The sequence below is a fragment of the Haematobacter massiliensis genome, from assembly GCF_000740795.1.
Lineage (GTDB): Bacteria > Pseudomonadota > Alphaproteobacteria > Rhodobacterales > Rhodobacteraceae > Haematobacter > Haematobacter massiliensis.
Window position 1 is genome coordinate 43,803 of the sequence record NZ_JGYG01000008.1, and the last position, 16,717, is coordinate 60,519.

The following is a 16,717-nucleotide window of genomic DNA, read 5'->3' on the forward strand; positions in this document are numbered from 1 at the left end:
GTCACGCGGCCTCCGCATAAGGGGCCGGCGTGGCGAGACGCCCGTCCTCCGCGAAAAGATAGACATGCCGCGGATCGAGCCAGAGAGTCAGCGCCACGCCCGCCGGCATGTCGTGCACACCCTCGACAAGCGCGACCCAGCGATCCGCCCCGTCATGGCTGACATGCAGGAAGGTTTCCGACCCGGTCAGCTCCGTCACGGAGACGATCACCGGGAAAGCGATCGCATCGGCGGAAGGCGCACGCAGATGCAGATGGTTTGCCCTGAACCCGGCCAGATAGCGCCCGTCCGGCAATCCGGCGGCAGCACCGCTGGCCGGCGCCTTTGCGCCCGTGCCGAGCACGAGCTCCCGCCCCTGCTTCACCACCGACAGGAAGTTCATCGGCGGATCGCTGAACACCCGTGCCGTGGTGGCGTCGACCGGATGGCGGAACACCTCCGGCGTCGGGCCGAACTGCGTCACCCGGCCTTCCCAGAGCGTCGCGGTATTGCCGCCGAGCAGCAGTGCCTCCTCCGGCTCCGTCGTGGCATAGACGAAGATGGCGCCCGAAGCTTCGAAGATGCGCGGGATCTCGATGCGCAGCTCCTCCCGCAGCTTGTAGTCCAAGTTGGCCAGCGGCTCATCGAGCAGCACGAGCCCGGCATTCTTCACCAGCGCACGGGCAAGGGCGCACCGCTGCTGCTGGCCGCCGGACAGTTCGAGCGGCTTGCGGCCCAGCATCGGGGTCAGGCGCAGCATCTCGGCCGTCTCCCGCACCCGGGCGTCGATCTCGGCCTGCGGCTTGCGTAGGATGCGCAGGGGAGATGCGATGTTCTCATAAACCGTAAGGCCGGGGTAGTTGATGAACTGCTGATAGACCATGGCGACGCCGCGGTCCTGCACGCGCTGGCCGGTGACATCCCGGCCCTCCCACAGGATCCGGCCCGTATCGGGGCGATCCAGCCCGGCCATCAATCGCATCAGGCTGGTCTTGCCGGACAGCGTCGGGCCAAGCAGCACGTTCATCGTTCCGTTGCGCAATGTCAGGCTGGTGGGCGCGATATGCACCTTGCCCCCCACCGTCCGCGACACGCCCTGCAATTCGAGTGTCATCTGTCTCCCCCTGCGATCCGCTTGGCCCTGCCTCCTTCAGCCCCGGGACAGCTCCTTCATGGTCGTGCTACCGCCAACATCGCGCAAATAGAGGCCGAGCGCCTCCCGTTCGGCACCGCTCATGTGCAGGCCGAGCTTCGTGCGCCGCCACAGGATATCCTCGGCGGTGACGGCATATTCCCGCTCCGTGAGCCAGCCGACCTCCGCCTCCGTGAGCGTGCCGCCGAAATCGCGACCGAGATCAGCCATGGAACGGGCATCCCCCAGAACGGAGAAGGCCTCCGTGCCATAGGTCCGCACCAGCCGCACCGCATGGGGCCGGCTCAGGAACGGATAGGCGGCACAGAGCTTTCCGATCAGCGCGTCCACGCCATCGACCGGGAAATCACCGCCCGGCAGCGGCACCCGCGCGGTCCAGTCGGGCTTCAGTCCGGGAAGATGCGGGGCGAGCTTGTGCATCGCATCCTGCGCCAGTCGCCGGTAGGTGGTGATCTTGCCCCCGAAGACATTGAGCAGCGGCGCGCCGCGCTGGTCCAGGCTCAGCACGAAATCCCGTGTCGCCGCCGTGGCCGACTTCGCCCCGTCATTGTAGAGCGGCCGCACGCCGGAATAACTCCAGACGACATCCTGTGCGACAATGGGCCGGGCGAAGTAGCGGCTCGCGAAGGCGCAGAGATAATCCCGCTCCCCATCGCTGCATCTCGCCTCCTCCGGCGGGCCCTTGTGATCCTGATCCGTGGTCCCGATCAGGGTGAAGTCCTGCTCGAAGGGGATGGCGAAGATGATCCGCCCGTCCGGACCCTGAAAGAAATAGCACCGGTCGTGATCGTAGAGCTTCGGAACCACGATATGGCTGCCCCGCACCAGCCGCACACCTTCCGTCGAAGGGATGCGCGCCACGTTGCGGATGATATCCTCCACCCAGGGACCGCCGGCGTTGACAAGGATGCGCGCCCGGTGGATCTGCCTGCCCGCTCCCCCTTCGGTGATGATCTCCCACAGCTCGCCCTTGCGCTCGGCCGAGACGACCCGTGTCCGGGTCATGATCCGCGCGCCGCGCGCCGCCGCATCGCGGGCATTCAGGACGACCAGTCGCGCATCCTGCACCCAGCAGTCGGAATATTCATAGGCCAGCCTGAAGCCGGGCTTCAGCGGCCTGCCCACCGGATCGCGGGTCAGGTCCAGCCGGGAGGTGCCGGGCAGTATCCTGCGCCCGCCCAGCGTATCGTACATGAAAAGGCCGAGCCGGATCAGCCAGGCGGGACGACGCCCCTTCATCCATGGCATCACGATGCCCAGCAGGCGTGACGTTGGGGTATCGTTCTCGAACCGCATGTCGGGCGAATAGGGCAGCACGAAGCGCATCGGCCAGCTGATATGCGGCATGGCGACGAGCAGCGTCTCCCGTTCCTGCAAGGATTCCCGCACCAGATGAAACTCGAAATATTCGAGATACCGCAACCCGCCGTGGAACAGCTTTGTCGAGGCGGAGGATGTCGCCTGCGCCAGATCGCCCTTCTCGGCCAGCGTGACGGAGAGGCCGCGCCCCGCCGCATCACGCGCGATCCCGCAACCGTTGACGCCCCCGCCAACGATGAAAAGGTCGGAAATGTTCGCCGAAGCCCGATCCGCCAAGCGTCTTCCCCCCACAACGAGACGGATACACCCGTGCCGTATCGGTAGAGTGGTAACAGGACCGTAATATCGGTCAAGATTTATTTTCGTTTATTCATCATTATGACGGAATCGAACATCGATACGGGTGCTATTCTGACCTTTCGCGCATCCATGCGGCCCAACTGCACGTGATACCCCAGGACCGTGGCCCAATCCCTCCAAGGGTGATAGATGGAGAGGGCGCGCGAAAACGAACATCTACGAAACCCGGGGGGAAGATGCCCATCAGCATCCGCCAGAACGAGATACTCGATCTTGCCCGCAGCGAGGGGCGTGTCCTGGTCGATGACTTGGCCAGACGCTTCGAGGTGACGCTGCAGACGATCCGCCGCGATCTTTCGGAGCTGGCGGAGGCGGGTCTGCTCGACAGGGTGCATGGTGGCGCGGTCCCGCGCAGCGGCATGGTCAACCTTGGCTACGAGGCGCGCCGCCGCATGAACGCGGAAGCAAAAGCCGCGATCGGGCGCGCCTGCGCGGCGGCCATTCCCGACAATTCCAGTCTGATCCTCAACCTCGGCACCACGACCGAAGCGGTGGCGGCCGCGCTCCTGCACCACTCCAACATCACCGTCGTGACCAACAACATGAACGTCGCGAATACCCTGCTGTCGAACTCAAGCTGCGAGATCATCGTCGCGGGGGGAACGCTCCGCCGTTCCGACGGCGGCTTGATCGGCGAGGTGACGACCCAGTTCTTCGAACAATTCAAGGTAGACTACGCGATCATAGGCACCTCGGCGCTGGATGGCGACGGCGATCTGCTGGATTTCGACCTGGCGGAGGTGCGTGTCAGCCGTGCAATCCTGCGGCAGGCTCGGCAGACGTATCTGGTGGTCGACCATTCGAAGCTCGACCGCTCGGCACCTGCGCGCATCGCGAGCCTGTCGGAGATCAACGGCATGTTCACCGACCGCCCCCTTCCCGAAGCCCTCGCCCGGCGCTGCGAGGCATGGGGCACCGAAGTGCAGACATGCGACCCGCCACCCGCTGCCTGATCCGCCTATCCGCACCGATCCTGTGCCGCACACAGAACGCCGCCTGAGCCAGCCTTCAGGATTTCATGACTATGGGAGCCACAACGCACCCGAGGGGCAAGGTGAAAATCTTTCATCGCACAGATCGGCACCCTCAGTATCAGGGGTCAGAACCTGACTATCTATATGGCTCGCCCGTGTGCCACGCGCTTGACCAATGTTTCATCAGAAAGACGGAGGACGATGCCTAAGGCACCGCTTCGAACTTCATTTGCGACACTTGGCCCGCGCCTGGCAGGACGCTTGGGGGTGATGCCGGCTATCGCCCCTCGCCTATAGTTCGCAGGAAGTCGACGGCGGGATCATTGCACAAGGCCTATTCGCCAGCAAATGGCGCGGCCCGTATATGGTTCCAAAAATAATATCCTATAATCAATTTGTTATGGGATATTCATGATAGGAAATCGCTCCTCCGCTTGCAGACGCCCGGCACCGCCATGATGAGGCGCGGGCATGGAAATCTGTTTCCGAACCGCTTTCTAGGATCATCAAGGCCCGAAATGGCGCGCCGTAATCTTTCTCAGGAGCCATGGAAACCTATCCTCGGCAAAGAATGTCTTAGATCCCTTGGGGATACGCCGGAGAACACGGAGTATCTCAACCACACGGATGCGCTTCGCAGGGTAAAACATTGCCATCACAACGATATCGCTGCCTTCCGCGGCGCGCGCGGCAAATGAGCGCCACGAAGCATGCATATTGCAGAAATGAATGACTTGTGAGACCTTATCGGCAATAAACATTCATAATTCCGAGCGGGACTTCCGATGGATGCAATGATCAACCAGATCGGAGATCTGGCTACTTCCGGTGAGCGCATGATTGAGCGGCTCCGCCAGAAAGCCTTTCTTCCCGACAGCCGCAAGGGGCTGAACGTTCGCATCGGCATTGCCGAGACCGCACATCTGCTGGGCTGTTCCACGAACCGCATTCGCATGGCGGAGGAGGACGGGCGCTTGCCCCCTCCCCCGCCGTCCGAAAATGGACGTCGGCCCGGTTACAGCATCGAACAAATCCTCAACATGCGAGACGTGCTGGGAGCCAGCCCGCGGCGCAGCGCCGAAGACGTCCCCGCGATCATCGCCGTGCAGAACTTCAAGGGCGGCGTCGGCAAGTCGACTGTCACAACCCATCTGGCCCACTACTTCGCGGTTCAGGGTTATCGTGTGCTGGTCGTCGATTGCGACAGCCAGGCGACGACGACGACGCTCTTCGGCTTCAACCCGCACTTCAACATTGAGCGTAACGAGACGCTTTACCCGTATCTTTCCATCGACCCGACAGAGGCGACGCTGAACTACGCGGTCAAGCGGACGCCCTGGCCGAACGTGGATCTTATTCCCTCCAACCTCGAACTCTTCGATGTGGAATATGAGTTGGCGGCCGCAGGATCCGACGGACGCTCTGTTTTGGCTATGAGATTTCGGAAGCTAAAACAAGGTCTTGCTGAGCTTTCGCAAAATTATGACATCGTCATTCTGGACCCGCCGCCGGCGCTTGGAACCATCTCGCTAGCGGTGATGCAAGCGGCAAACGCGCTGCTGGTGCCGCTGGCAGCGACGACGCCCGACTTCTGCTCTACCGTACAGTTCCTGTCGATGATGGATCAGGTTCTGCAGCAGCTGGATGCCGCCGGCGTCTCTGTCGATTACAGTTTCGTTCGCCTGATCTGCTCCAAATTCGATAGCAATGATCCTTCCCATGCGATGATCCGGGCGATCATGGAGCAGACTTTCGGCCCTGCCCTTCTGCCAGTGCCGATCCTCGAATCTGCCGAGATCAGCCATGCGGCGATGCGTATGATGACGGTGTACGAGTTGGACAAGCCCATCGGCACGTCCAAGACGCATAAACGGTGTCGCGCCAACCTGGACGAAACCATGGCCCAGGTGGAGCAGCTCGTGCGGCAAGGATGGGGGCGAGTGACCCCCGCTGATGCCGCCGACGTGCTGTACGTCGTAGGATAACCAGGGGAGATACGGATGGCCCGCAAACAGAGCGACTACCTTGCCGACCTGCTGGGCGGGGCGGATGAGCCCCCTGCCCCAATGCAGGAACGCGTTCGCCCGAACACGCTGCTTAGCCGCGAATCCGCCTTGGCGCGGGTCCAGTCAGGTGAGGTAAAGCAGGTGACACAGCTGCTCCTTGACCCGGCGCGGGTGCGCGTCTGGCCCGGCAACGCGCGGCATTATGATCTTCTCAACGAGGAGAACTGTGGTGAGTTGATTGATTCGCTCATCGCCGAAGGTGGCCAGAAGGTACCTGCGGTGGTGCGCCGGGTGACTGACGATCCCCGCTTCGACTACGAGGTGATCGCCGGAACCCGCCGCCACTGGTCAATCAGCTGGTTGCGCGCGCATTCGTATCCCGAGATGCAGTTTCTGGCTCAGGTCGCCATGCTGGACGACGAGGCAGCCTTCCGTCTTGCGGATATCGAAAACCGGGCGCGGCGCGACATTTCCGACGTCGAGCGGGCGCGCAACTACGCAGCCGCGCTTGGCACCCACTACGACGGAAAGCAGAAGCGGATGGCAGAGCGGCTTCGGGTTTCCGAAGGGTGGCTTTCCAAGATGCTCCGGGTGGCGACCATCTCCGACAGCGTTCTCGCCGCCTTCGGCTCAATCAACGACGTGCAATTGAAGCCGGCATACAGCCTCGCGCAGGCGCTGGGTGACCGCGCCGCGGCGGCTGCAATCACCGCCGCGGCGCGGCGGCTTTCGCGCGAACAAGAAGATCGCCGAAAAGCTGGCAAGGAAGCTGTCCCTTCCGCTGAAGTTCTCCGTAGGCTTCTTTCAAGCGCGCAGCCGGAGACCACCCGTACCCCCGAAGAGAGCCTCGTCTACCGCTCGACCCTTGGCCGTCCGGCGGTTTCCATACAGTCGGTGAACCGGCAGGGAGCAACGATCCGTCTTCATGCTGGCTCCGGCGCGACCCGCGACGAACTGCTGCAGGCGGTTCTGGAAGCAATTGCGCAGATCGAGACATCCGGCTTTCGACTGCAATGAATAGCTTCGGCTCCCGGAAAGTTTCCCTGGGGAAACTTTCTCCCAAAGACCTCGCCGCAGAGTTTCCCCGGGGAAATTTTCTATGACCTACCCTCCTACGCAGCGCGTCCCCGAGCAGTTCGACCTGTTCCTGCCCTATGTCGCCGATCTGCCCCTGCGCGATCAGCGCGAGATGATGGAACGCCCCTTCTTCAGTCTCGCGAAATCCAAGCGCACGAAGCCCATCGAATATCGTAGCCCTGACGGCAAGCTCTGGGTCCACGTCTCTGCTAACCCAGATTATGGCATGGCGACGATCTGGGATGCAGACATCCTGATCTACTGCGCCAGTGTTCTGGCAGATATGGCGCGACGGGGCATCAACGAAGTGCCGCGTAAGCTCAACCTCATGCCCTACGATCTTCTGCGGTCTATCGGGCGCCCGACTACAGGCCGCGCCTACGAACTGATGGGGCAGGCGATGGACAGGCTGGTTTCCACGACCGTAAAGACCAACATCCGCGCCGAGAACCGCCGGGAGGCCACCTTCTCGTGGCTCGATGGCTGGACACAACTCATCGATGTGCGCACCGGACGCAGCCGGGGCATGACCATAGAGCTTTCCAACTGGTTCTACGAAGGGGTGTTGATGACTGGCGGGGTTTTGGCAATAGATCGCGCCTATTTCGACCTCACCGGTGGACGGGAGCGCTGGCTTTATCGCGTCGCCCGGAAACATGCCGGCGGGGCAGGGGAGGAGGGCTTTGTCATCTCCTTTCCGACGCTCTTCGAAAAATCCGGTGCCGAGGGGCAATATCGACGGTTCAAGTTCGAACTGCTCCGCATCGCGGAGCGAAATGAACTTCCTGGTTATCGACTGGAAGTAGAACAGGCCGCGCGGGGAGAGCCTGCCCTGCGCATGTCCCGAACAGCGTCGCCCTACCACATCCCTGCAGCACCGCAAGGAAGAAAGACCTTGCAGTCGGTCTATGATCTTTCCGAAACCACTGTCGGGCTCCTGCGCGCTGAGTGTCCAGGATGGGACCTCAATCATCTCATCCGAGAGTTTCAGGGCTGGATTTCGCAGGAAGCCATCCGTAATCCGATCAATCCTGAGGCTGCCTTCATCGGCTTCGTGCGCCGCTATCACGCGAAGAACCGCCATTTGCTGCGATAATCGTTCCTGAAGTGTCGGGTTGACCAATCCTCGGTGACTCGGAGGACCCCAACACGCAACGGACCGCGCCGGATTTGAACCTATCTCCCCCCATGCGGGTTAAAAATGATTCAATGAACCGCGCGGCAGTCCGCGGAAACGGCGCGTTTCGGCACATCGGGAACGGGCTTCGCTTCATCAGGAACAGATAGACGATCCATCAGGAACGGATGACACGGAATATCGGGAACAATACACCGACACTTCCGGAACGCGTATTTCATTTTAATTGCGTAAAAACAGTTGCTTGAAGGGTAAGAATCCGCCTTTAACTTATTAAAACTTCAAGTAACTTCCTAAAAGCGCCGATGTTTTTCATCTGCTTTCAATCCAGCAAGGACAAGCCCGCCATCAGGGAAAGGACCGTGAGTGGAAAGCGACTACATCGGCAGTTGGCCTGGCAAGAGCCCTCAGAATCCAGGTGATCAGCCGCATCCAGCTCTCTATCACATGATCGATGTTGCGGCTGTGGCGGAGATTTTTCTGCAGTCCTCCGATCAGCCTTCTGCTCGGCGGCAAGCGCTGATACTCCTCACCGCACTCCACGACCTTGGCAAGATCGGATCGGCGTTCCGGGATTGCGTGCTGCGGGATCTTCCGCAGATCAACGGGTCTCACTGGAAGGTGACGGAAGCCTTGTTGCGCCATCACGACGCCGAACTGAAAACCGTACTGGGAATCGAACGGCAGAGCCGCCGCTTCTCCCTTTATGCCGCCTCTGCTGGGCATCATGGGCGCCCGCCGACGGCCTCTCCTGAAGACTTGAACCGCATGCTGAAGTTCACCGGACAGGAAAGCATCGTCGATAGCGGCAGGGCGATCCGCGAACTTGCGGCACTCTGGCCCAATGCCTCGCTAGCGGATCTTACGCGCGAGCAGGTGATCCGCATGACATGGATACTGCCGGGACTGATCGCCGTCTCCGACTGGATCGGATCCAATGTGGCTTGGTTTCCGGCACAGCCCGCCGTTCTCGTACCCGCTGACTATCTGGCAGGCGCGCGCGCCCGCGCCCGCAACGCCGTTACGCAGGCGGGGTTCCTCTGGCCTGCGATCTCTGATCGAAAACTTTTTGATTTTGAACCACGCCCCATGCAGGAGGCCTGCGGCAATATCCCGCTCCGCGAGGGTCCGATGCTTGCGCTCATCGAAGACGAAACGGGCGCAGGTAAGACCGAGGCAGCGCTGATCCTCGCGCAACGCATGATGGCGGCAGGCAAGGGGCAGGGCCTGTTCTTCGCCTTGCCAACGATGGCCACGGCCGATGCAATGTTCCTGCGCACGAAGGATTGTATCGCGCGCATGTTTAGGACCAATCCGTCGCTTACACTGGCCCATGGACGGGCGGGGCTGTCGGTGGCATTTCGCGATCTGGTCGGTCGGTCGGTGAACAACCCCGATGAGCCCAGCTGCTCCGACTGGCTGGCGGAGGACCGCCGCCGTGCGCTGCTGGCTGACGTCGGGGTCGGCACCATCGATCAGGCCCTGCTAGCCGTCCTGCCGACGCGGCACTCCTGCCTGCGCCTTTTCGGGCTGTCGTCCAAGATCCTCATCGTCGATGAGGTGCACGAGATGGGAGACCCTTACCTGGGAGAACTTCTGGTGGCGCTGCTGCGTGTCCATGCCTCGCTAGGCGGTTCAGCCATTCTGCTGACGGCGACACTGCCGCTAGGCTTGCGCGCAAAACTGGTCGCGGCCTTTGAGGAGGGCGCGGGGCGGATCACGGCACCGCCTGCCGACCGCAGCTACCCTGCCCTGACGGTGGCGGGGGGCGAGGCATGGCCCTTGCCAGCTATCACTGGCGAACGGGGAACCGTGCGGGTGGAACGACTGGAGTCCGCCGATGCCGCCGTCGATCTGTTGGTGTCGCGGGCGGGGCTTGGGGCGGCTTGCGTCTGGGTTCGTAACGCCGTGGACGAAGCGATCCTGGCCGTGCAGGCGTTACGAGAGCGGGGAGTGGAGGCGGACCTGCTTCACGCGCGGTTTGCGCTGGTGGATCGAAAGCGGCACGAGACCGCTGCGCTGGCTCGGTTTGGAAAGAATGGAGAGAGCAGGGCAGGGCGCGTGCTTGTGGCCACCCAAGTGGTCGAGAGTTCGCTAGACGTCGATTTTGATGTTATCGTTTCTGATTTGGCACCAATGGCTGCGCTCATACAAAGAATGGGGCGTCTTTGGCGACATATGGACCGTCGGCCTGCCGGAACGCGCGCCGTATCCGCGCCGGTGCTCCATGTGCTGTCGCCGGACCCGGCAGAGGCGCGGGACGCCCGGTGGCTGCATGGAACCCTTGGCGCGGGGGCGCATGTCTATCCGCTGGCGCTGCAATGGCGGACGGCCGATGTGCTGTTCCGTGCCGGCAGGATCGAGCCGCCCGGCGATCTGCGCGCGCTGATCGAGGCGGCGCATGGGCTGGACGCCTCCGACATTCCGGAGGTTCTGCTGCAGGCGGAGATGCAGGCGGAGGGCAAGGATCACGCCGCCCGCGCCCAGGCACTCCGCAACCGGCTGGATTTCACGCGTGACTTTAGGCAAGGCGCGGGGGATTGGAAGGACAGCGAGTTTCCGACGCGGCTGGGTCAGCCGGTGCGGACCCTTCTGCTGGCAAAGCGGGATGGTGGTGCATTAGTGCCCTGGGCGGGCCTGTCGCTGGACGGTGTTCAGCTCTCGGAGGTGCAGGCCTCCGCCAGTCGTCTCGCGCAGGTCGAGCTGCCCGACCAGACCGCGCCGGAGACCGTGGCCTTCACCGCCGGATGGCCGGACTGGCGCCGGGCGAGCGTGACTGTCTGTCCGGTGACGGAGGGCGGAGAGATTTGCGAAGGGCTGAGCTACTGCGAGGCACGGGGTCTGATGTTTCAATCCGTGGAGGCGAATAAATCAGGTGATGTGGCCCAGTGATGAGCGTAGAAGTGGGTTCATCCCCGCCCACGCGGGGATGAACCGGCAGAAAGCTATTGCCTGTTTCGGATCAAGAACTGTTCCCCGCTGACGCGGGGATGTAAGGCAGAGAACTAATGAGAATATTGTTGACGCCGCAGTTGCCACTATGGCAGCATATGAAAGCGCCGGACCTCGGGTTTCCCGAAATCCGGCGCTGGTAGGTCCGAAGCCCGCCTCCTGATCGTTCCAGCGGTCAGGAGGCACCACACAGGAGGTTCCGAAGATGGGTCAGCTTTAACCCGTTCGTGCCTGAGCGCCCCAATATTACCGGGACGCTCAGGATCAGGCAAGTTTTCCCTTCCCTTCCCTGTCCTGACCACAAAGGCTTTCCATGCCGCTCAACTTGATTTCCGATCCGTGGATTCCAGTCATCGACATGTCCGGCGCGCGGCGCATCATCGCGCCTTGGCAGATGGCCGACGCTATGATCCTCCGCCCCGACTGGCCGCGCGCGGACCTCAACATTGCCTGTATCGAACTCCTCATCGGCCTTGTCGCCTTGGCCGACCCGCCTGCGCATGCCGAGGATTGGGAGGACCGGCAGACACCCGACCCGGCCCGGCTTCGAGAGCGGCTCGCACCCTTTGCGCCCGCCTTCGATTTGCTGGGGGAGGGGCCGCGGTTCATGCAAGAACTGGGCGGGCTGATCGGTGACGCGCGCGCCGCCGACCTGCTCTTCGTTGATTCCGGCGGCGAGGGCGGCACCCTGATGGTTCGGGAGGGGCGCTATCCCGGCCTTGATCTGCCCACCGCCGCGATGGCGCTTTACACCATGCAGACGCAGGCGCCGTCGGGCGGGCGGGGCAACCTCACCTCGCTGCGCGGGGGCGGGCCGATGACGGTGCTGGTCGATCCGGGCGGCGGGCTCTGGCCGCTGGTCTGGGCCAACGTGCCGGACGGTACTCCGGCGCGCCCCGAAGACCTGCCCTGGATGCGCCGGACCGTCACCTCCGAAGGAGGCGTCGCGCATTTCCCCCATCAGGGCCATCCTGCGACGGTCTTCTTCGGGATGCCGCGGCGGCTCTGGCTGGTGGCGGAGGAAGACCGCGTGACCGGCGTGATCCAGCGCCCGAACGGCACCCGCTACACCGGCTGGACCCATCCCCTGACGCCCTATTACCGGCAGAAGGCGGGGGACGATCCGCTTCCCGTGCGGCCTCGCGCCGGCGTCTTCGGCTATCGCCACTGGCTGGGCGTCGCGGTGCGCAGCATGGACGGGCTGCGGGAGCTGCCGGCCACCGTCAAGACCTGGGAGAATGAGCGCAGCGGCGGGCGCAGTGCCCGGCTGATTGTCGCCGGCTGGGCGATGGACAACATGAAGGCCGTTGATTACCTGCACGCCCGCCCGCCGCTCGTCCATCTGGAAGGGGAGGGGGAACGGCGGCTGAACGGCATGGTCGCTGCCGCCGAATATCTCGCTGTCGCGCTGCGCGGGGCGCTTGCCCCCGTGCTGGCGGAGGGCGAGGCACGCGAGGCGGTTAGAGAGGAGTTCTACATCCGCACCCAGACGGCGTTCGAAGCGCGCATGGCCGAACTCCCAACCGATCCTGCAGATGGCGTCGCACGGCGCTGGTTGGCCGACATGCGGCGGCAGGGGATGGCACTCTTCGAACATCTGGCGCTGCGCGACATCGCCGACCGGGTGGTGACGGAGCAGAAGGCGATCGTCGACGCGCAACGGAGCCTGGCGCTGGCTTTCCGCGGCTACACGCCGCTGGGTCAGAAGGCATTCCGGGAGTTGGAGCTTCAGCCGCCTGAAAAGAAAAAGAAGGAGGCCGCATGAGCAGTCGCGACATTATCAGGAGTTGGTGGCACCAGCGCATCGGTGCGCGCGAGTCCTCCTCCGCCCGCGCGCTGGCCGCCCGCCTGAACCGGGGCGACGCCATCGACTGCCTGGCCGAAAGCGCGGTCTATGATCTGGGCAAGGCGCTGCATCTGCTGCACCAGCCGGAGCAATTGCTGCCGCTGGTCCGGGTGCTGGCGGCGGTACGGGAGGATCGCGGAGGGTCGCTGGCCCGGCGTCTTGGGGGAGTGCTTTCGCCTGCGCGCTTCGAAGGGCTGATCCGGGCGGAGGGCGATGACCTGGCCGAGCGGATCCGGCGCGCCCTGCCGATGGTGGATCGGGCCTGCAACGTGGGCTTGCTCGGCGCGGACCTGCTGGACTGGTCCGACAAGACCCGCAACCGCTGGGTCATCGACTATCACGGCGGCATGGAGCCGGAGAGCACTGCCGCGACAACAGTTTCCGAACAAGAGAATTCCGACGGGGAGACCATTTCGTGACGACTTTCGTGCAATTCCATGTGCTGACCACCTATCCGCCCTCCAACCCCAACCGGGATGATCAGGGCCGCCCGAAGCAGGCGTTTCTGGGTGGGGCGCATCGGCTGCGGCTCTCCTCCCAATCCGTGAAACGGGCGCTGCGTGAAAGCCCGGAGTTTGACGCGGGGCTGGCCGGCCACACCGGCACCCGCACAAAACGGCTGGGCACGGAGCTGGAGGCAGAACTGATCGCCGGGGGCACCACGCCGGACCATGCGCGCGCGGCTGCGGTGGAGGTTGCTGGCATCTTCTCCACGCTGGAGGCGCCCGCCAAGGGCCAGCCGCAGACCGCCATGGCGACCACGCTGGCCTTCGTCTCGCCCGACGAATGGGTGCTGGCCCGCGATCTGGCGGCGAAGAAGCTGGCGGGGGAGGCGCTGCCCAGTGGCAAGGATCTGAAACGGATGGTGCTCCGCAAGGCGGATGGGGCGGTGGATATCGCCATGTTCGGCCGGATGCTGGCCTCCGACCCGGAATACAACCGGGAGGCTGCCGTGCAGGTCTCCCACGCCATCACGACGCACAAGGCGCTGGCGGAGGACGACTGGTATTCCGCCGTCGATGACCTGAACAAGCGGGAGGATACCGGCGCCGGGCATCTGGGGGAGACGGGCTTCGGCTCCGGCGTCTATTACCTCTACGCCTGCGTGAACGTAGACCTGCTGGTGGAAAACCTTGCCGGGGACCGCGAACTGGCGGCGAAGGGGCTGGAGGCGCTGGCCCGTGCGCTCGCCACGGCCACGCCGTCCGGCAAGCAGAACAGCTTTGCCCACCATCCCCGCGCCATCTACATGCGGGCGGAGCGCGGATCGCAGCAGCCGCGCGACCTGACGGGGGCGTTCTTCAGGCCGGTGGACCTGAGATCGAACGACATCGAACGCTCCTCCATCGCGGCGTTGGAGCAGACGGCGGAGCAGATCGACCGCGCCTATGGGTTGGCCGCCGTCGCCACGGAGGTCATGGATGTGAAGGCAGGCACGGGCACGCTGGCCGCCATCGCCGCCTTTGCTGCCGCCTCGGTGCCTGCTCATGAGTGATCTGCCAATGCGCGACCATCTGGTCTTCACCCTGGCGGCCTCGCTCGGCTCCATGGGGGAACTGGCGGGCCATGCGCGGCGAGGAAGCTGGTCCTGGCCCGGCCGGTCGGCGGTGCTGGGCCTCTGCGCCGCCGCCATGGGCATCCGCCGCGACGGCGATTTCTCGGCGCTCGACGGGCTGGGCATGGCGGTGGCGGTCTTCGAGACCGGCGACCCGCTGCGCGACTACCATACCGTGCAATCGGTACCCTCCGCGGTGGCGAAGCACCCGCAGACGCGGGGGGAGGCGTTGCGGCTGGCCCGGCGCTCCGTCGGGCAGGGCAAGAGTGGCGCCGACACCACCATCACGCTTCGCGACTATCGCTGCGGCGTGCTTTACGGCGTGGCGCTCTGGGGGCAGGGTCTGGCAGAGGTGCGCGAGGCGCTTCTGCGACCGGTCTTCACGCTTTCGCTCGGGCGCAAGTCCTGTCCGCTTTCCGCACCGCTGGAGCCGCGGCTCATCTCCGCGCCCGATGCCGCCAACGCGCTGGCCGGCATGGCGCTGCCGCCCTGGCTGTCGGGCGCTAGTGCCGCGCTGATCGCCACGGAGGAGGAGATCGCCGAGGCGCGGGTGGAGTTCCGCCAGGATAGGCCCACCGATCGCATTGGCTGGCATTTCGCGCCCCGCGCCGTGCGCATGGCCGTCTGCAGCATCGCGCCTCGCGTGGCAGGGGAGGCGGCATGACGCTCTGGCTGTCTCGCGTGCGTCTTTCGCGCAGTCGCGACCTTGCCCCGCTCCGGTCGCTGCTCGATCCTTCCACCCTGCACCGTGGCGCGAAGGATCAGCGGGAGAATGGTCGCCGCACCGATGCCCATCACCGGCTGGTCTGGACGCTCTTTGCTGACCACGACGACCGGACCCGCGATTTCCTCTGGCGGGATGAGGGGGAGGGGCGCTTTACGCTACTTTCCCACCGCCCGCCGGAGCCGTCTTTGCTCTTCGAGGCGCCTGAGGTGAAGGAGTTTGCCCCCGCGCTGGAATCCGGCGACAGTCTGGCCTTCACGCTGCGGGCCAATGCCACCCGGACGGTGAAGGTCGGCGAACTGGCCCCGAACGGCAAGCAGAAGCGGCGGCACATCGACCTGGTGATGGACCGGCTGCACCCGCTTCCCGGTCTCCGCGACCTGGCGGAGGATGAACCCGCGCCACGTCCGCAGGTGCGGCTGAAACTGGCGCAGGCGGCGGCGTCGGACTGGCTCGCCGGCCAGGGTGCGGGGGCGGGTTTCGCGGTGGAGGAGGTGATCGTCGGCGACTATTCCACCGCTGCGCTGCCCGGCCATGTCGGCAAGCGGCGGGGGCAGCCGCAATACGGCATCCTCGACCTCTCCGGCGTGATCACGGTCACCGATCCGGCGGCGTTCGTGGCAAAACTGGGGCAGGGCTTTGGCCGGGCGCGCGCCTTCGGCTGCGGGCTGATGCTGCTCCGCCGGGCCGGATGACCACGCCCGGCCTGCCGCCGCCGCGGCCGATCCCCCTCAAGGACCGCGCCTCGTTGGTGTTTGTTGAACGCGCGCAGCTCGACGTGCTGGACGGCGCCTTCGTGGCGGTGAATGCGGATGGCACCCGCACGCATATTCCGGTGGGTGGCCTCGCCTGTCTGATGCTGGAACCCGGTGCGCGGATCAGTCATGCAGCCGTGGCACTGGCCGCGCGGACGGGAACATTGGTCACTTGGGTGGGGGAAGCCGGCGTGCGGCTTTACTCCGCCGGGCAGCCGGGAGGCGCGCGGGCCGACCGGCTTCTCTGGCAGGCGCGGATCGCACTGGACGACGCCGCACGGCTGCGGGTGGTGCGGCGGATGTATCAGCTGCGGTTCCGGGAAGAGGCGCCCTCCCGTCGGTCCATCGACCAGTTGCGCGGGATCGAAGGGGTGCGGGTGCGCGAGAGCTACGCGCTTCTCGCCCGTCAGCACGGGGTAGACTGGCGCAGGCGCAGCTATGACCCCGCCGATTGGGAAGCGGGCGACGTGCCCAACCGCTGCCTCTCCGCCGCCACCGCCTGCCTGCACGGGCTGACCGAGGCGGCGGTGCTGGCCGCGGGCTATGCCCCCGCCATAGGCTTTCTCCACACCGGCAAGCCCTTGAGCTTTGTCTACGACATCGCCGACATCTGGAAACTGGACACCGTGGTGCCGGAGGCGTTCCGCATTGCCGGCCTGCAGGCCAAGGGCCGGCTGGACATGGCGCCCGACCGGGCGGTGCGCCTGGCCTGCCGCGATGCCTTCCGGCGCACGGGACTCCTGTCGAAGATCATCCCCGGCATCGAGGCCGTGCTCGAGGCGGGCGAACTTCCCCGCCCCGATCCGCCACCGGAGGCGCTCGGCCCCGCCTTTCCCGACCAGGCCTCCGGTGATGAGGGCCACCGCGGATGATGGTGG

The 16,717-nt window shown here is 64.6% G+C and carries 14 protein-coding genes; 11 read left to right on the forward strand and 3 right to left on the reverse strand.

What is annotated here, in order from left to right:
• Position 1: 1 nt before the first annotated feature.
• Positions 2-1,093 (reverse strand): ABC transporter ATP-binding protein, encoded by a 1,092-nt coding sequence (locus CN97_RS12525; RefSeq protein ID WP_035711975.1) that lies wholly within the window; start codon positions 1,091-1,093, stop codon positions 2-4.
• Between the two features lie 36 nt (positions 1,094-1,129).
• Positions 1,130-2,728 carry a glycerol-3-phosphate dehydrogenase gene (gene glpD, locus CN97_RS12530; RefSeq protein ID WP_035711979.1) on the reverse strand — a complete coding sequence of 533 codons (1,599 nt, stop codon included), beginning with the start codon at positions 2,726-2,728 and terminating at the stop codon, positions 1,130-1,132.
• Positions 2,729-2,988: 260 nt separating this feature from the next.
• Here glpD and CN97_RS12535 point away from each other — a divergent pair, with 260 nt between their 5' ends.
• The gene (locus tag CN97_RS12535; protein WP_035711982.1) at positions 2,989-3,765 is read left to right on the forward strand and encodes a DeoR/GlpR family DNA-binding transcription regulator; all 777 of its coding nucleotides are present in this window, start codon (positions 2,989-2,991) and stop codon (positions 3,763-3,765) included.
• Positions 3,766-4,292: 527 nt separating this feature from the next.
• Here the strand turns inward: CN97_RS12535 and CN97_RS12540 are convergent.
• The gene (locus tag CN97_RS12540) at positions 4,293-4,547 is read right to left on the reverse strand and encodes a hypothetical protein (RefSeq protein WP_035711983.1); all 255 of its coding nucleotides are present in this window, start codon (positions 4,545-4,547) and stop codon (positions 4,293-4,295) included.
• Between the two features lie 33 nt (positions 4,548-4,580).
• On the opposite strand from CN97_RS12540, the gene CN97_RS12545 reads away from it, so the two are divergent.
• From CN97_RS12545 to cas1e, 10 genes are all read left to right on the forward strand, one after another.
• Entirely contained in the window at positions 4,581-5,771 is a 1,191-nt protein-coding gene (locus CN97_RS12545) for an AAA family ATPase (RefSeq protein WP_211253699.1), read from the forward strand.
• A gap of 15 nt (positions 5,772-5,786) precedes the next feature.
• Positions 5,787-6,809: a ParB/RepB/Spo0J family partition protein gene (locus CN97_RS12550; RefSeq protein WP_035711986.1), complete on the forward strand. Its 1,023-nt coding sequence runs from the start codon at positions 5,787-5,789 to the stop codon at positions 6,807-6,809.
• Positions 6,810-6,891: 82 nt separating this feature from the next.
• A complete protein-coding gene (locus CN97_RS12555) occupies positions 6,892-7,965 on the forward strand; it encodes a replication initiator protein A (RefSeq protein WP_035711988.1) in 1,074 nt (357 codons plus the stop codon).
• 408 nt (positions 7,966-8,373) lie between these two features.
• Entirely contained in the window at positions 8,374-10,899 is a 2,526-nt protein-coding gene (locus CN97_RS12560; protein WP_035711991.1) for a CRISPR-associated helicase/endonuclease Cas3, read from the forward strand.
• A 373-nt stretch (positions 10,900-11,272) separates the two neighbouring features.
• Positions 11,273-12,724, forward strand: a complete 1,452-nt coding sequence (gene casA / locus CN97_RS12565; RefSeq protein ID WP_051911221.1) for a type I-E CRISPR-associated protein Cse1/CasA — start codon at positions 11,273-11,275, stop codon at positions 12,722-12,724.
• Entirely contained in the window at positions 12,721-13,224 is a 504-nt protein-coding gene (casB, locus tag CN97_RS12570) for a type I-E CRISPR-associated protein Cse2/CasB (RefSeq protein ID WP_035711992.1), read from the forward strand. The genes casA and casB overlap by 4 nt, the downstream gene beginning before the upstream one ends.
• On the forward strand, positions 13,221-14,300 hold the full coding sequence (cas7e, locus tag CN97_RS12575) for a type I-E CRISPR-associated protein Cas7/Cse4/CasC (protein ID WP_035711995.1): 1,080 nt from the start codon (positions 13,221-13,223) through the stop codon (positions 14,298-14,300). Before casB ends, cas7e begins: the two co-directional genes overlap by 4 nt.
• Entirely contained in the window at positions 14,293-15,024 is a 732-nt protein-coding gene (gene cas5e, locus CN97_RS12580) for a type I-E CRISPR-associated protein Cas5/CasD (RefSeq protein ID WP_084684151.1), read from the forward strand. The genes cas7e and cas5e overlap by 8 nt, the downstream gene beginning before the upstream one ends.
• Complete coding sequence (gene cas6e, locus CN97_RS12585; protein WP_035711997.1) at positions 15,021-15,779, forward strand: type I-E CRISPR-associated protein Cas6/Cse3/CasE; 759 nt, start codon at positions 15,021-15,023, stop codon at positions 15,777-15,779. The genes cas5e and cas6e overlap by 4 nt, the downstream gene beginning before the upstream one ends.
• Positions 15,776-16,711: a type I-E CRISPR-associated endonuclease Cas1e gene (cas1e, locus tag CN97_RS12590; protein ID WP_035712000.1), complete on the forward strand. Its 936-nt coding sequence runs from the start codon at positions 15,776-15,778 to the stop codon at positions 16,709-16,711. The genes cas6e and cas1e overlap by 4 nt, the downstream gene beginning before the upstream one ends.
• The last annotated feature ends 6 nt before the right edge of the window (positions 16,712-16,717 follow it).

Coding starts and splice junctions, on each gene's coding strand:
- CN97_RS12525 (WP_035711975.1), bottom strand. CDS start 1,093: ATGACACTCGAATTGCAGGGCGTGTCGCGGACGGTGGGGGGCAAGGTG.
- CN97_RS12535 (WP_035711982.1), top strand. CDS start 2,989: ATGCCCATCAGCATCCGCCAGAACGAGATACTCGATCTTGCCCGCAGC.
- CN97_RS12540 (WP_035711983.1), bottom strand. CDS start 4,547: ATGTTTATTGCCGATAAGGTCTCACAAGTCATTCATTTCTGCAATATG.
- CN97_RS12545 (WP_211253699.1), top strand. CDS start 4,581: ATGATCAACCAGATCGGAGATCTGGCTACTTCCGGTGAGCGCATGATT.
- CN97_RS12550 (WP_035711986.1), top strand. CDS start 5,787: ATGGCCCGCAAACAGAGCGACTACCTTGCCGACCTGCTGGGCGGGGCG.
- CN97_RS12555 (WP_035711988.1), top strand. CDS start 6,892: ATGACCTACCCTCCTACGCAGCGCGTCCCCGAGCAGTTCGACCTGTTC.
- casA (WP_051911221.1), top strand. CDS start 11,273: ATGCCGCTCAACTTGATTTCCGATCCGTGGATTCCAGTCATCGACATG.
- casB (WP_035711992.1), top strand. CDS start 12,721: ATGAGCAGTCGCGACATTATCAGGAGTTGGTGGCACCAGCGCATCGGT.
- cas5e (WP_084684151.1), top strand. CDS start 14,293: ATGAGTGATCTGCCAATGCGCGACCATCTGGTCTTCACCCTGGCGGCC.
- cas6e (WP_035711997.1), top strand. CDS start 15,021: ATGACGCTCTGGCTGTCTCGCGTGCGTCTTTCGCGCAGTCGCGACCTT.
- cas1e (WP_035712000.1), top strand. CDS start 15,776: ATGACCACGCCCGGCCTGCCGCCGCCGCGGCCGATCCCCCTCAAGGAC.